The sequence below is a fragment of the Ekhidna sp. genome, from assembly GCF_963691765.1.
In the GTDB taxonomy this organism is placed as follows: Bacteria; Bacteroidota; Bacteroidia; order Cytophagales; family Cyclobacteriaceae; genus Ekhidna.
Window position 1 is genome coordinate 4,180,795 of sequence record NZ_OY829375.1, and the last position, 13,781, is coordinate 4,194,575.

Sequence of the window (13,781 nt, forward strand, 5' to 3'; positions counted from 1 at the left end):
TAGCCACTCACCTTGTCATAAGTACTAAAGCATGAAAAAATTAAACGCACTTGCACAGAAAGGAAAGATCAATGAGAACGCAGGTATACGTGATTCTCATGCTACCATAATTAATGCTGATATCGAGAAGGTCTGGAATATTCTTGTTGACATGGAAAATTGGCCTTCTTGGAATCCTGAAGTTAAGAAGGTGACATTAGAAGGCGAAGTGGAAGAAGGTACAAATTTCCAATGGACTCAAGGGAGAACGCATGGCAACTCTCAAATTCAGAGCGTTAAGAAGCCTAACACACTTTCATGGACGAGTAAAGCAAAGCTTGTAAAACGTATTTACGTTTGGTCTTTAGAATTTGATGAGGGACAAACTATCGCTACCGTGAGTGCATCATTCCAAGGAGCATTCGTTGTGCTTGCTGAGAATCACCAAAAGGTATACAACGAACTTTTAACCTGGTTAGAATTACTTAAAAACAAGGCAGAAGAGGAATAATATTACTCCTCTTCTTTTGGTTTTGTAAGCTCTCTTAACTGTTGTTGAACAATCTCGAAGCCAGGTTTCATTTCTAGCACTTCTAAGAATTTAGCCTTAGCGCCTTCAATATCACCTTGTTCCATTAATATCATAGCTTTTACGCGGTGAGCCGCTACTTTAAGAGATACTTCTTGACCTGTTCCTTCCGTGTTGGGGAATCTTATTGTACTTGTCTCTGAATCAGGATCTCCAATGATTATATCTAATGACGTATTAGCCTCAGTAAATCTGCTAAGTTCCATTTGAAGAAAAGATATTTTATAAAGCACATTGACATCACCAGTTGCTAAATGTAACTTCTCATAATTAGTTATTGCTTTATCCTTAACTCCAATATTATCAAAACCAGTTGCGGCAACCTCTATAGCAAACTGATTCTGAGGATTTATTTGAAGAGATTGTTGTGCAACTAAAGCAGCTGATGCGCTTTGATTATATTGAAGGTATGACAATGCAAGTGAATCATAGAGGGCAGGATTAGCAGGATTTTCAGCTAATAAATTGTAAAGTGCCATCCTTGCTACCAGTGGGTCATTAAACAACTTAGCAGAATTGTATATAAACGACTGCTTTCTTAATTCCCAAGGAATAGAATCCCCTTTAGCGATTTCTTGACTTTGTCCATTTGCGTATCCAACGGATATAACTGCGAGCAATAGGAATATTTTTTTCATATGATTTGTTAATAATCTTAATCTGAATGATTCAACACATCATTGTATTTCTTTAAACCAATGAATGCAAGAGCCTGCAAACATAGCTATTTGTTTTTATGCTCTGAAATGTATTTTGAAGTAGGTTTTAAACCATGTTTCTCACCTAATTGAAGCATCAGCTGAAATGCTTCATTTTCTTCATTTTTAATACGACCATCAAGTATCGCGTCTTTTATTTCATTTTTGATATCACCAATAATCTTTGATGGCTTTATGTCAAACACTTCTATAATCTGCTCCCCTGATATAGGTGGATTAAAATTCATCACTTGATCCCGCTCTTCAACTTCTTTAATCCGTTGTTCTACTTTTTTGAAGTTGGACCTATACTTCTTTACACGTTCTGGGCTTTTGGATGTAATATCTGCTTTGCATAAAGTCATCAAATCATTCACATCACTACCTGCCTCAAAAATCATTCTTCTAACAGCAGAATCAGTCACTCTATCATTCACAAGTGCTATTGGTCTTAGGTGGAGCTTCACCAATTTCTGAACATATTTCATTCGATCGTCTAATGGCAGCTTCAATCTTTTGAAAATTCCAGGTACCCACTTTGCCCCTAAGTCTTCATGACCATGAAATGTCCATCCTACTTTCTCATTAAATCGTTGTGTGGCTGGTTTAGCAATATCGTGTAGTATAGCAGACCATCGCAACCACAGGTCATCTGTCATTTCACAAATATTATCTAATACTTGAAGCGTATGATAGAAATTATCCTTGTGTCCTTTGCCATTAATCTTTTCTACTCCATGCAGATCTACCATTTCTTTAAAGATCAACTTCAACAATCCACAGTGGAATAGTAACTGAAATCCATATGAAGGTTTGTCTGATAATATTATCTTATTTAGTTCATCAGTGATCCGCTCTTGAGTTATGATAGATATTCTATCGACATGATCGACAATTCCCTGAAACGTATCTGGCTCAATGTCAAAATGAAGTTGAGTAGCAAAGCGAATAGCCCTGAGCATCCTTAGTGGATCATCAGAAAATGTTATTCCAGGTTCAAGCGGAGTTCGTATGATCATATTACGAAGATCCTCCATGCCATTAAATGGGTCAACAAGGTCACCATAGGATGCTTTATTTAGGCTAATTGCCATAGCATTAATGGTGAAATCACGCCGATTTTGATCATCTTCTAAGGTTCCGTCTTCTACAATAGGATTTCTCGAATCTCTACTGTAAGATTCCTTACGTGCACCTACAAATTCATACTCATACCCTTCAAAATGAATGGCCGCTGTTCCAAAATTTTTAAATGTGGACAGCTTGGCTTCTGGGCCAAGTATCTTAGAAACTTCCTTTGCCAATAGAATTCCACTACCAACACAAACAAAATCAATATCCTTGGAAGTTCTTTGTAGTATTAAATCACGTACATAACCTCCTACGACATATGATTCCACATTTATGTTTTCAGAAGCTTTAGATACTACTGAAAAAATGCTGTTTGATTCTAGATGCGCTAGTAGTTTATTGTGCATTGAGCAAAGATAGTTTTCAATTACCCATATGCTTTGGTAAGATGAGGGAGATTATCATAAAGCTCATCAAATTGTCTAGTTCCCTCTTTAGATAGCAATCCTCTAAAAAAACTTCTCAATTGTTTTGATAACAACACGTGGAATTCCTTCTCAAGTTTTACTACCGAGTAATCAGCAGGTTTTCCAAAAAGGAACGAACTCAATGTTTCTTTATACATCATCAAGGAAACCATTGGGTCAACCCTATCATCAATCATCTTTTCCTCATAACCTTGTTGAAGAAGTATTGAGAATCGATTGAACACAGCGCCATCTAAATGATCTGAGATGATTTTAGTTAATAGACTATTATCGTTAAAAACATCTCTCAAAACTTCAATACTCATGTGCCTGACATACTCATGCATCATTTGCAGATAGTCGATCAACTTGTTAATAAAATCTTGATCTGATGAAATTATTTTTTCAGATAAACTAATAATCCCTTCGAGCTTCATCTTCCCTACCTCAATAAATAGTTGTTCTTTATTTCTGAATTGAAAATAGATGGTCTTCTTGCTCATTTTAAGAGAAGCAGCAATATCATTGATAGTTGTCCCATTGTATCCTTTAGTTGAGAAATGGGCATAGGCTGCAGCAAGTATACGTTCGCGCTTATCTAACAAAGTGGTTAATTTGAAGCCAAAAATAGTTGCTCAAAATTCATGCGCAAGAAAAAAATGTTAAGGAATCTCCTCGAATGAAATAGATTTGTTTTTAATGGAAAAAGAGCTAGCCAAAAAGCAGATTGAATCACTTACAGAGGAATTAAATCACCACAATTACCTCTATTATCAAAAGAGTGAGCCCGAAATATCTGACTATGAGTTTGATACAAAGCTCAAAGAGCTTGAAGCACTAGAAAATAACCACCCAGAATTAAAACTTCCACATTCACCAACTTCTCGTGTAGGAGGCGATATCACTAAGGATTTCGAGACCATTCCCCACAAGTATCCCATGCTCTCCTTAGGAAATACTTATTCTAAGGAAGAGCTATTAGAATTTGATGGACGGGTAAAAAAAGGTTTGGGTACAGAAAATTATGAATACATCTGTGAACTAAAATTTGATGGTGTAGCCATTAGCTTAAAATACGAAAATGGGATATTGAACAAGGGGATTACACGTGGTGACGGAACTAAGGGTGATGATATCACCACAAACGTTAAAACTATTCGTACTATTCCCTTGAAAATACGTGGGGATAACTTCCCTGATTCTTTTGAAGTAAGAGGCGAAGTATTTATGCCGAAAGAACAGTTTATCAAGCTAAATGATAGTGTAGAAAAAGAAAATGAAATTCGGGAGCGTGAAGGCAAGTCGTTAATTACCAAATATGCAAATGCTCGTAATACGACTTCAGGAACACTAAAAATGCAAGACTCAGCAATTGTAGCATCCAGAAAGCTTGATTGTTACCTCTACTCCTATCTTGATGATAATAACACATTTGACACTCATGAAAAATCAATCAACTTCCTTGAGCAAGTAGGTTTTAATGTTTCTCAGACCTATAAAAAATGTAAGAACATTGATCAAGTTATTGAGTATATAAACAAATGGGATCAAGAAAGACACCAACTACATGTCGAGACAGATGGCATTGTTATAAAAGTCAATAATATAGCTCACCAATCTGAGCTTGGATTTACAGCTAAAAATCCAAGATGGGCTATCTCATATAAGTTTAAGGCAGAGTCTGCAATTACAACACTCAATGACATCACATATCAGGTAGGAAGAACTGGTGCAATTACTCCTGTCGCTGAATTGGAACCTGTTTTATTAGCAGGAACTACTGTAAAACGTGCTTCGCTTCATAACGCCAATGAAATTGAACGTTTGGATGTTAGAATTGGAGATAGTGTTAATGTAGAAAAAGGAGGAGAAATCATTCCGAAGATTACAGGAGTTAACATAACTAATCGGTCCTCAGAGGTAATCCCTGTGGTTTATATAAGTCAATGCCCTGAATGTGGAACAGAACTTGTTCGGAAAGAAGGCGAAGCACAACATTATTGCCCCAATAAAGAAACATGTCCACCTCAAGTACTTGGTCGCATAGAACACTTCATTAGTAGAAATGCGCTAAATATAGAATCTCTTGGACCGAGAACTATTAAAGGCTTCTTAAATAAAGGGCTTATTTCAAGTGCAGCTGGATTGTATAAACTGCAATTTGCTGATATTAACAACCTTCAGTTTGAAGAAATAGATGAGTCATCTGGTGAAACGGTAAAACGTTCCATAAAGGAGAAGTCTGCACTAAATATTATAGAGTCAATAGAAAACTCAAAAAAGATACCGTTTGAAAGAGTCCTATTCGGGTTAGGAATCCGGTACGTTGGCAAGACAGTAGCAGAAAAGCTTGCTCAACATTTTGTCACTATCGACCGTCTAATTAATGCAACGTTTGACGAAATAGTTGCCGTTCATGAAATAGGAGATCGTATTGCAGAAAGCCTTGTTTCTTATTTCAATGATGATGATAATCTACTAATGGTAGAATCGCTTAAAAGTGCTGGACTATCATTCGAAATTGAAGTGAAAGAAGGAACTGACGATACCTTAAAAGGGCTTATATTCGTCGTTTCTGGTGTGTTTGAAGGATATGGTAGGGATGAGTTGAAAAACATCATTAAACAGCATGGTGGAAAGGTAGCCAGTAGTATTTCATCAAAAACTAACTATTTAGTTGCCGGAGCCAACATGGGTCCAGCAAAAAAAGAAAAAGCAGACTCACTTGGAATTTCAATTTTGGATGAGTCATCATTTAGAGAACTTTTAGAAAATGATTAAAAACATTTTCCTTAACCACAAAGGCAAACCAACCATTGCCTCAAAAGAACATTGTACTTACAAAGAGTCGACCAATATTGGGATTCTTTATAATGCCGATGAATTCAACATTGAAATAATTAACAAATTAGAAGAATTGTTGAAAGGAGATGGTAAAAATGTGGCAAGAACTGGATTTGCTGATAAGCCATCAGAAGATAGTCTTGTCTTTAATAAAAAAGATATATCAAGCACAGGCACTATAAAAAAAGACAGTCTATCTTTTTTTATTAATCAAACCTTTGATTTTTTAATTTCCTTAGACAGCTCAGGAAACATCAATTTCAAGTACGTTTTAGCCCTTAGTAAAGCTACATGTAAAGTTGGGTTTGAAACAGAAGAGTATTATGATTTACTTCAACTTGCTTTGAAAATGGATGAAAGTCAACCTAAATCGGTTACTAATATCGTGAGATATCTAAAGATGATTTAGTAAGTGTCACGCTCAACCCAAATAATCACCTTTACTGGAAGTTTTTAACAAACAATGCTGGGTTAAATAATAATTTTGAGGGAGATGAAAGAAGAATTAAAAGGAACCGGTGTGGCATTAGCAACACCTATGAATAGTGATTACTCGGTAGATTACCAAGCACTAGGTAATTTGGTAGATTATATCATTGACGGCAACGCCGATTACCTAGTGATTCAAGGTACGACAGGTGAATCACCTGTGTTTTCCTGGAATGAGAAACTAGATATACTTCGATTTGTATTTAAACATGTTGATGGACGCAAACCAATTGTTTTTGGTCTTGGAGGCAATAACACACTCGATTTAATAGAAAAATCTAAAGACTTGGCTGAGTTTGATTTATTAGCCATTTTATCGGTTAGCCCTTATTATAATAAACCATCTCAGGAAGGAATTTTTAGGCATTACACAATGCTTGCAGATGCATATCCACATCCAATAATACTTTACAATGTACCTGCAAGAACTGCATCAAATGTAGATGCAATTACCACAGTTGAACTAGGCAAACACCCCAATATTATAGCGATGAAAGAGGCATCTGGAGACCTAAGCCAGTGCAAAGAGATATTAGAAAAAAGAACTGATGATTTAATGTTATTGTCAGGAGATGATGCTCTAGCTCATGACATAATTAAAATGGGCGGTGAAGGCGTAATATCTGTAATTGGAAACATAATGCCCACTGAATTCACAGACATGGTTAACAGTGCGCTTGCTGGAGAATTCGAAAAGAGCGCCACATTAAATAGTAACCTAAAAGTGGCATATAAAATGCTTTCTGAAGAAGGTAACCCTAGCTCATTAAAAGCCGGATTGGAATCAATAGGAATTGGTTTACGAACGGTTAAACCACCATTATTTGATGCATCTGATCGGATGGTCAATAAATGGAAGTCCTACTTCAATAACTAATTCCTTTCTTTTTAAAGAAGAGAAGCAACCTTCTGTTTGATTTGATCATTAATAATGAAAATTCTTGCTTGGCAAGCATTTTGATTATACTCATAAAAAACTCAAATCATGCGGACTATATCACTATCACTAATCCTATTATCAATGACTTTCTTGAGCTTCGGTCAAGATTCGAAGCGTATTTCAGGTAAAGTCATAGATGCTGAAACAGGAGAACCATTGGCATTTTCACATGTAGGAATATTCAACACCAGTTACGGGACAGTTTCAAATATTGAAGGTGACTTTTCTATTATAATACCTAGCAAGTACAACTCACAAAAGTTGTCAGCCTCATATTTGGGTTATGAATTAAAATCCATGCCCATAAATGAAATCGAAGCTGCTGAGGAAGTACTCATTAAGCTAAAAGCCACTGCTACCGTGTTACCCGAATTGGTTATTAGAAATAAAGAAAAATCAATAATCGAAGAGGCAATAGAGGCCATACCCAGAAATCATGATCAAAATGAAATGAAACTGAGGGCATTTTGGAGAGCTTCTATTTGGAATGAATCAAAGGAATATATTCAAATGACTGAATATGCATTTGATATGTATAGACACGGCGAAGAAGGTGAAGAATCAAATGCAATGAAGATTCTTAGAGGGCGAGTAGCCAGGGATACCTCATTTTTTGCTGATATAGGAGGATTACAAATAGGCGTTACCCCTCCTACACTATTTGCGAGCTCACTATTGAAGGACCATCCAATTCTAGGTAAGAAGATTACTAAAAAACATGAATATAAAATCACAGATGCTACTTCATATAATGGCAAAGCTGTTTTTGTTGTAAGTTTCAAACCAAAAGCAAAAGCAAAGGGCAAGCTATATGAAGGTCAAATATTACTAGATACAGAATCTCTAGCGTTCGTGAAAATCGCATTCAAAAAACTCATCAGTCCGGAAGAACCTGATAAAGTATTTGGCAGTATGAGTATGGCATCAATGCTAGTAGGCTTAGGTGGAAGCACCATGGACCGCTACAACAACGAATTAAACTATCAGTATGTAAACAATCGGTGGTATTTAAGCCATGCTAAATACGATATCGACTGGACCATGCGTAAAACAAAGGCTGGAATAGAAAAGCCTGTCAATTTTAAAGCGGATTTTGTAGTTACTGATATTGCGAAGGAAAATATCGTAGTACCTCCAGAAGAAGAACTTGCTTCAAAGGCTATTTTGGAAAGACAAGTAACTAAGAATTCAGACGACTTTTGGAAGGAATACAACTACCTCAAAGCAGACAACAATTTTGAAGAGCTCTTTAAAGAGATACTAACAAGAGATTAGGCACAAAAAAAGGGAGCCAATATGACTCCCTAATTTCTTTATTCTAGATAAGAATCGATTATCCTTTGTTCTTGATATCCTGAACTTCAAGTCTGATTTCCTGAGCAAGATTTTTCATGTCTTGCATACCTTTTCTTACTCGAGTACCAGCGGCATTGTTTTGCTTGTCATAGAACTTTTCGAAATCAGCTTCTAGTGATTCAACCATTGACTTTAGTTGTTCAAATCTTTTCATGTTATGAGGTAATTAAGGTTATCGATAAATTTTATAAATATGGGGCAATATAGCCCAAAATCGTAAATAACACAGTTTATATGAAATAAATATTAAGATTTTGCCATCATGGCACCCTCAACTCCTGCTTCTTTATAAACTCCGTTATCAAGTTTCTCTTTAATTGCTTCAAAAGCGTTCAATGTCTCTTCTACATCTTCCAATGAATGCATTGCTGTTGGAATAATTCTCAAGATTACCATACCCTTCGGAATTACTGGATAAATGATCATGGAACAGAATATTTTATAATTCTCCCTTAGATCGATCACCATATTACAAGCTTCCAGTACATCACCATTCATGACCACTGGAGTTACAGGTGAATCTGTAGTGCCAATATTGAATCCTCGCTCTTTAAAGCCGTTTTGCAACGCATCTACAATTGTCCAAAGTTTCTCACGAAGCTCAGGCATTGTTCTTAGCATATCTAATCGTTTCAAACCACCAATTACTAGAGGCATTGGCAATGACTTAGCAAAAATCTGAGATCTTACTTTATATCTCAGATGATTAACTATCGTCTTTTCTCCTGCAATGAAAGCACCAATACTCGCCATAGATTTGGCAAATGTTGAAAAGTAGATGTCTATTCCATCTTGACAATCATAGTGTTCACCAGTTCCTGCACCAGTTTTACCCATTGTACCAAAACCATGTGCGTCATCTACAAGCAGTCTGAATTCAAACTTCTCTTTTAGAGCAACAATTTGATCAAGCTTACCAGTGTTTCCGCTCATTCCAAAAACACCTTCGGTGATTACCAAAACTCCACCACCTTGCTCATTGGCTAGCTTTTCAGCTCTTTTAAGTTGCTTTTCACAATTTTCAATATCATTATGAGGGAATACGAAACGCTTTCCAAGATGCATTCTTAAAGCATCTATAATACATGCATGACATTCAGCGTCATAAACAACAACGTCTTTTCTGTCTACAAGGGCGTCAATTACTGACATTATGCCTTGGTATCCATAATTTAAAAGCATACCAGCTGGTTTGCTCACAAATTCTGCTAGTTCTTGTTCTAATTGATCATGATAATCCGAATTACCGGTCATCATACGAGCGCCCATAGGGTATCCTAATCCCCATTGCTCTGTAGCCTCAGTATCTGCTTTTCTAATATCTGGATGGTTGGCTAGCCCTAGATAGTTGTTCAAACTCCAAGCTAAAACTTCCTTTCCTTTAAACTTCATTCGTGGACTGATCTCACCTTCTAGTTTTGGAAAGAAATAATAATTCACATCCTCATCTAGAAAAGAGTATTGTCCTAAAGCTCCTTTGTCACTGAGTAATTTCTCAAATAAATCCATTTACTTGTCTTCTCCTTTTTTCAAACAAGTTGCAAATTTAGCAGGAATACGCATATAATGAATGTAGGCTTTTCAATAAACTTGCATTAACGATTTAATTATGTCAATAAAGAAAATACTAGTAGCCAATAGAGGTGAAATTGCAATAAGGGTAATGAGATCAGCCAAAGAGCTGGGAATCAAGACAGTAGCTGTTTATAGTGATGCCGATAAGCTTCTTCCACATGCTTCATATGCGGACGAAGCAATAAATATTGGTCCTGCTGCAGCTTCAGAATCTTACCTCGTTCAGGACAAAATTATTGCTGCTAGCAAGCAAACTGGTGCCGATGCCATACATCCTGGCTATGGATTTTTATCAGAAAATGCATCGTTTGCTGAGAGAGTTGAAAAAGAAGGAATAACATTTATAGGTCCATCTCCACATGCAATTCAGGTAATGGGAGATAAACTAACTTCTAAACAGACAGTACAAAAATTTGATGTTCCACTAGTTCCTGGAATGGACGAGCCTATCAACGACGTAGAAAAAGCTAAGAAAGTAGCACATGATATTGGTTATCCAGTAATGATAAAAGCTAGCGCTGGAGGCGGCGGAAAAGGTATGCGTATTGTTAACGATCCAAATGATTTTGAAGAACAAATGGATCGCGCGATGAGTGAAGCAAGGAATTCATTTGGTAACGATGAGGTTTTTATTGAAAAATTCATTTCGTCTCCAAAACACATAGAAGTTCAGGTTCTTGGAGATAAGCACGGAAATATTGTGCACCTTTTTGAACGTGAATGCAGCATACAAAGAAGGCATCAAAAAGTAGTTGAAGAGGCTCCTTCTGCTCTCCTCACCCCTGAGCGAAGAAAGGAGATCGGAGAAGCTGCTGTAAACGTCGCAAAATCATGTGACTACTTTGGTGCAGGCACAGTCGAGTTCATTGCTGATGAAAACTTTGACTTCTATTTTCTTGAAATGAATACCAGGCTCCAAGTAGAACATCCTGTGACGGAATTAATTACTGGTGTAGACCTAGTAAAAGAACAAATTAGAATCGCAGAAGGTGAAAAACTTAGTTTCAGCCAAGATGACTTGACAATTACCGGGCATAGCTTAGAAGTTCGTGTTTATGCTGAAGATCCAGAAAACAATTTCCTACCAGATATTGGTAAACTACAGACGTACATTAGACCTCAAGGTGCTGGAGTCAGAGTTGATGACGGATATGAGCAAGGACAAGATGTCTCGATTTTTTACGACCCAATGATCGCTAAATTGATAACATATGGTAAAGATCGTAAAGAGGCAATAGACAGAATGAGGAGAGCTATTGCCGAATATCAAATCTCAGGAGTAAAAACCACTTTACCATTCTGTGATTTTGTATTAGGTCATGAAGAGTTTATTGATGGATCTTTTACGACTAAGTTCGTTGAATCACATTATGATCCTGAAGCTTTAAAAGCTGAAATACCAACGGATGTTGCTGAAATAGCTGCTATCATAGCTAATGACGTATTAAATACGGCTGCAAAAACTGGGACATCGCCGACATCTACTAGCGGTAAGAGTAGATGGAAAGATAGAATGAAAAGCTAAATGGCAGAGATCAAACCATTACGTGCTTGGAGATATAACTCTGACCTTCAGAAGGATATTGACAAACTGGTATCTCCCCTATTTGATGTTGTATCAGAAAGTCAAAGGGAAGCGCTTTATCAAGAAGATTATAACAGCATACATCTTTCCGTTCCTCGTGGTGAAGATTCAATACAAGGGGCTGCACAGAGACTCATTCAGTGGAAAAAAGATGGCAAACTAAAACAAGATGATCTTCCAGCCATATATGTATACTACCAGTATTTCACACTACCGGGTTCTGATAAGGAGCGAATACGCAAAGGTTTTATTGCCAACCTAAGAGTATATGATTGGGACGAAAAAGTATTACTAAGGCATGAAAACACAATGCCCTATTCGGTAAGCGACCGTATGGACATTCTAGATTTAACTCAACTCAACGTTAGTCCTACTCACGGACTATACACAGACTCAAATCATGAAATAGAAAAATACCTAGACGAAGCTATACAAAACCCTCTCTATGAAACGGAAGATTATCAAGGTGTGAGAGATGTATTTAGTGTGATTCATGATGTTGAGATCATTCGAAGGATAACAGAATTACTTAATGACAAACAGATAATATTAGCAGATGGCCATCATCGATACGAAGGGTCATTGCTTTATAAAAAAGAAAGAGAAAAGAACAATCCTGACCATACAGGTAATGAAGGTTACAACTATCACTTGATGTATTTTACAAATACAGAGGCCGATGATTTGCGAATTCTCCCTACTCATAGATTAGTAAATGGATTGCAAAATTTTTCTAAATCAGAATTGCTAAAAAAACTTGATAAGTACTTTTTTATCAAACCAATTGCCGAAGCCTCGGATGTAAATGAAGTCATTTTAGGGAAACAATGGGCTTTTGGGTTACTCGTTGAAAATGAAGCATATAAAGTGCGTTTGAAACCCGAAATGATAAACCAAATATCATGGGATTTTCCTCAAGCAATAAAGGAGCTAGATCTTACTGTAATGCACTTTTTTATTTTTGAAAAGTGCTTGGGAATTTTAGGAAAAAATCAGAGAGATAGTACAAACCTTACCTTCGAAAGAAATTTCACCAAGTGCCTTACATCAGTAACCACTGGCAAGTCTCAATGTGCGATTATAACCAAGGACATATCAATTAATACGGTAAAGGAAGTCTGTTATAGTGGATATACGCTTCCTCAAAAGAGTACATATTTTTATCCGAAGGTTATATGTGGATTTTTATTTGGATCCATAAAAGAAGACGAATTCAATTCATTCTTTGATGAAGCATTTCAATAATCTAATACTAGCTTCTAAATCTCCTAGAAGAAAGCAGCTGCTTGAAGCCGCTGGTTATAGTTTTGAGGTTAAAACAATTGAATTTGATGAGATTTTTCCAGCAGAAATGGATAAAAATCAAGTCGCTGAATACCTAGCAATAGAGAAAAATAAAGCTTACCGAAAAGAATTCAATGACGAAATTATCATTACTGCTGACACGGTAGTTTTAGACCAAAATACCATACTTGGTAAGCCTAAAGATATTACAGAAGCGAAAGAGGTATTGACTCAACTTTCAGGGAAGGTTCATTCTGTCATCTCAGGGGTATGTATCAGTAGTAGCAGCAAGTCAGTATCGTTTTCCAATGTCACTGAGGTAAAATTTCGTGTACTGGAAGAAGATGAAATTTCTTATTATTTGTCCTCAGAACCACCATTGGATAAGGCAGGCAGTTACGGAATTCAAGATTGGATTGGCCTAGTTGGTGTAGAATGGATTAAAGGCTCTTACTATAACGTAGTGGGCCTTCCGGTAGATGAACTACACAAAATACTAAAGGAACAGTTTTGAAATTCATCATAGATGAGAACCTATCTCCAGAACTCGTCGAGTTATTTAAATCTGAGCATTTAGAGGCATATCATGTCAATGATATGAAAAGTCATCAAAAACGACGCATTATAGATGATCAGCTCAGGCGTCTGGCTATTAGAAAAGGATACATTATTGTCACAAAAGATGATGACTTTGTTAAGAGCTTCGTAGACAGAAAAATCCCAGAGAAGCTCATTTATGTATTTGGTTTAGATACTAAAGAAGACCTAATGTCCAGATTCAAAGAAATAATCACTCAACTTAGGTCATTGGTAGAATCACATGATTTTATTGAGATAAATTCTACTACTATTACGTTTCCCTTCTCTGATTCCATGTGAACAAAGTACATAAAACCATTATTTT

At 36.5% G+C, this 13,781-nt stretch carries 14 protein-coding genes; 9 read left to right on the forward strand and 5 right to left on the reverse strand.

Annotated features, from left to right (window positions below):
* Positions 1-31 precede the first annotated feature (31 nt).
* Positions 32-490, forward strand: coding sequence for an SRPBCC family protein (locus ACY650_RS18685; RefSeq protein WP_462249917.1), 459 nt, complete (start codon positions 32-34; stop codon positions 488-490).
* Positions 491-492: 2 nt separating this feature from the next.
* On the opposite strand, the gene ACY650_RS18690 is transcribed toward ACY650_RS18685, so the two are convergent.
* The 3 genes from ACY650_RS18690 to ACY650_RS18700 all read right to left on the reverse strand — a co-directional run bounded on the left by ACY650_RS18690 (position 493) and on the right by ACY650_RS18700 (position 3,409).
* Positions 493-1,206: a tetratricopeptide repeat protein gene (locus tag ACY650_RS18690; RefSeq protein ID WP_462249919.1), complete on the reverse strand. Its 714-nt coding sequence runs from the start codon at positions 1,204-1,206 to the stop codon at positions 493-495.
* 86 nt (positions 1,207-1,292) lie between these two features.
* Complete coding sequence (locus ACY650_RS18695) at positions 1,293-2,744, reverse strand: CCA tRNA nucleotidyltransferase (RefSeq protein WP_462249921.1); 1,452 nt, start codon at positions 2,742-2,744, stop codon at positions 1,293-1,295.
* Between the two features lie 20 nt (positions 2,745-2,764).
* Positions 2,765-3,409 (reverse strand): TetR/AcrR family transcriptional regulator, encoded by a 645-nt coding sequence (locus ACY650_RS18700; protein ID WP_462249923.1) that lies wholly within the window; start codon positions 3,407-3,409, stop codon positions 2,765-2,767.
* A 94-nt stretch (positions 3,410-3,503) separates the two neighbouring features.
* Here ACY650_RS18700 and ligA point away from each other — a divergent pair, with 94 nt between their 5' ends.
* The 4 genes from ligA to ACY650_RS18720 all read left to right on the forward strand — a co-directional run bounded on the left by ligA (position 3,504) and on the right by ACY650_RS18720 (position 8,352).
* On the forward strand, positions 3,504-5,585 hold the full coding sequence (gene ligA / locus ACY650_RS18705; RefSeq protein ID WP_462249925.1) for an NAD-dependent DNA ligase LigA: 2,082 nt from the start codon (positions 3,504-3,506) through the stop codon (positions 5,583-5,585).
* Positions 5,578-6,057: a DUF6913 domain-containing protein gene (locus ACY650_RS18710; RefSeq protein ID WP_462249927.1), complete on the forward strand. Its 480-nt coding sequence runs from the start codon at positions 5,578-5,580 to the stop codon at positions 6,055-6,057. Before ligA ends, ACY650_RS18710 begins: the two co-directional genes overlap by 8 nt.
* An 84-nt stretch (positions 6,058-6,141) precedes the next feature.
* Complete coding sequence (dapA, locus tag ACY650_RS18715; RefSeq protein WP_462249929.1) at positions 6,142-7,014, forward strand: 4-hydroxy-tetrahydrodipicolinate synthase; 873 nt, start codon at positions 6,142-6,144, stop codon at positions 7,012-7,014.
* A gap of 108 nt (positions 7,015-7,122) precedes the next feature.
* A complete protein-coding gene (locus ACY650_RS18720; protein ID WP_462249931.1) occupies positions 7,123-8,352 on the forward strand; it encodes a carboxypeptidase-like regulatory domain-containing protein in 1,230 nt (409 codons plus the stop codon).
* A gap of 58 nt (positions 8,353-8,410) precedes the next feature.
* Here ACY650_RS18720 and ACY650_RS18725 read toward each other — a convergent pair whose 3' ends face one another.
* Together ACY650_RS18725 and ACY650_RS18730 are read right to left on the reverse strand one after the other, a co-directional pair.
* A complete protein-coding gene (locus ACY650_RS18725) occupies positions 8,411-8,587 on the reverse strand; it encodes a histone H1 (protein WP_462249933.1) in 177 nt (58 codons plus the stop codon).
* Between the two features lie 92 nt (positions 8,588-8,679).
* Complete coding sequence (locus ACY650_RS18730; protein WP_462249935.1) at positions 8,680-9,942, reverse strand: aminotransferase class I/II-fold pyridoxal phosphate-dependent enzyme; 1,263 nt, start codon at positions 9,940-9,942, stop codon at positions 8,680-8,682.
* 97 nt (positions 9,943-10,039) lie between these two features.
* Between ACY650_RS18730 and accC the strand changes: the two genes are divergently transcribed.
* From accC to ACY650_RS18750, 4 genes are read left to right on the forward strand one after another with little or no spacing between them, the layout of a single operon-like run.
* The gene (gene accC / locus ACY650_RS18735) at positions 10,040-11,533 is read left to right on the forward strand and encodes an acetyl-CoA carboxylase biotin carboxylase subunit (protein WP_462254435.1); all 1,494 of its coding nucleotides are present in this window, start codon (positions 10,040-10,042) and stop codon (positions 11,531-11,533) included.
* Positions 11,534-12,838, forward strand: a complete 1,305-nt coding sequence (locus ACY650_RS18740; protein ID WP_462249937.1) for a DUF1015 domain-containing protein — start codon at positions 11,534-11,536, stop codon at positions 12,836-12,838.
* Positions 12,822-13,391 (forward strand): Maf family protein, encoded by a 570-nt coding sequence (locus ACY650_RS18745; protein WP_462249939.1) that lies wholly within the window; start codon positions 12,822-12,824, stop codon positions 13,389-13,391. The genes ACY650_RS18740 and ACY650_RS18745 overlap by 17 nt, the downstream gene beginning before the upstream one ends.
* On the forward strand, positions 13,388-13,756 hold the full coding sequence (locus ACY650_RS18750) for a DUF5615 family PIN-like protein (protein ID WP_462249941.1): 369 nt from the start codon (positions 13,388-13,390) through the stop codon (positions 13,754-13,756). Before ACY650_RS18745 ends, ACY650_RS18750 begins: the two co-directional genes overlap by 4 nt.
* Positions 13,757-13,781: the final 25 nt, after the last annotated feature.